This window comes from Nocardia aurea, assembly GCF_003123685.1.
Classification (GTDB): domain Bacteria; phylum Actinomycetota; class Actinomycetes; order Mycobacteriales; family Mycobacteriaceae; genus Nocardia; species Nocardia aurea.
In genome coordinates, this window is the sequence record NZ_QCYJ01000108.1 from 1 (window position 1) to 1,570 (window position 1,570).

Below are 1,570 nucleotides of genomic sequence, written 5' to 3' on the forward strand. Positions count from 1 at the left end.
GTCATCTCCGCCGGAACGACGACGGTCGTGGTGGGCACCTCGACCACCGCCGGGCCCATGATCAGGTGACCGGCGCGCAGCTTGCTGTAGTCGTAGATCGCGGTGTCGACAAAGGTCGGCCCGCCAAGACGAACCGGCCGCGTACCGATCCGCGCGGCAGCCGGGTCCGGCGACACCGCCGGCGGCAGGTCGGGCAGCTTCGGGGCGAACGGCAGCACCCCGACGCCGCGGACCCGGTAGGTGATGGCCTGGATGCCGGCGGCGCTGAAGCCGCTGCCCTCGCCGTACAGCTCGGCGTAGCGACGCTCGAAGCGATCGGCCACCGCGGCCAGCTCGGCGGCGTCCAGCGGGCCGTCCGGCACCGGTACCGACACCTCGGCCAGCTGCATGGTGTACCGAAGGTCCAGCGAGCGGTGCAGCTCCACCCGCGCGTACTGCACGCCCTGGCGGGCCAACGCGTCCCGAACCTGCCGCTCCAACTGCTCGAAGTTCGCCTGCGCCCGCGCCGGATCGACCGGCAGCGCGTGCGGATCGGACAGCTCCGCCGCCAGGACAATGTCCGAGCTGGCCAGCCCGTAGGCCGAGAACGCCGACGCGACCGGCCCGAGCGGCACCACGACGTCGCGGACCCCCACCTCGGCGGCATAGCCCGCGCAGTGCGCCGGGCCGGCGCCACCGAAGGCGTACAGGACGAACTCGCGCGGATCGTGCCCGGCCTCGACCACCGTCTTGCGCAGCAGGTCGCCGGTCTGGGCGTTCTGCACAGAGTAGATCGCGGCAGCGGCGTCCTCGACAGACAGGCCGAGCGGCTCGGCGATCCGGGCTCGGATGGCCTGCCGAGCCAGCTCGACCGACAGGCGTTTACGCCCGCCGAGCAGGCCACGCTCGGGCAGGATGCCCAGTACCAGGTTCGCGTCGGTGTTGGTCGGCTCGGTGCCGCCGCCGCCGTAGCACGCCGGGCCGGGCACGGCCTGCGCGCTGCGCGGGCCGACCTGCAGGTTCCCGCCGGCGTCGATCCAGGCGACCGCGCCGCCGCCGGAGCCGATCGCATGCACCTGCAAGGTCGGCACGTTGATCGGGTGGTGGTTGATGATCGTCGTGCTGGCCCGCACCGGCTCCCCGTCGACCACCAGGCCGACCAGAAACGTCGTGCCACCGACGTCGGTCGAGACGATGTTGCGATGCCCGAGCTGCTCACCCAGCGCCACAGAGCCGATCACTCCACCGGTCAGCACCGAACCGACCGTGCTGATCGCGGTGGCCGGCGCCTCCTTCGCGGCAACCGCCCCACCGTTGCTCTGCATCACCAACAGCGGGCCGGCCAGCTTCTGCGCCCGCAGCCTGGCCTCCAGCTCGCCCAGGTAGTCGCGCAGGCCAGGCCCGATCTGGGTGCTCATGATGGTGGTGGCGTTGCGGGCGAACTCCCGGATCCGCGGGCTGACCTCCGACGACAGCGACACGAACACCGCCGGATCGATCTCGTGCACCAGCTCGCGCAGCCGCCGCTCGTGCACCTGGTTGCGGAACGACCACAGCAGCGACACCGCGATCGCCCGCAGACCGTCGTCGA

1 protein-coding gene is annotated in these 1,570 nt (G+C 72.1%); it reads right to left on the bottom strand.

Annotation, left to right across the window (positions count from 1 at the left end; translation table 11 throughout):
* A partial coding sequence (locus DAT37_RS25995; RefSeq protein WP_109527511.1) for a hydantoinase/oxoprolinase family protein occupies positions 1–1,570 on the bottom strand: 1,570 nt, incomplete at both ends.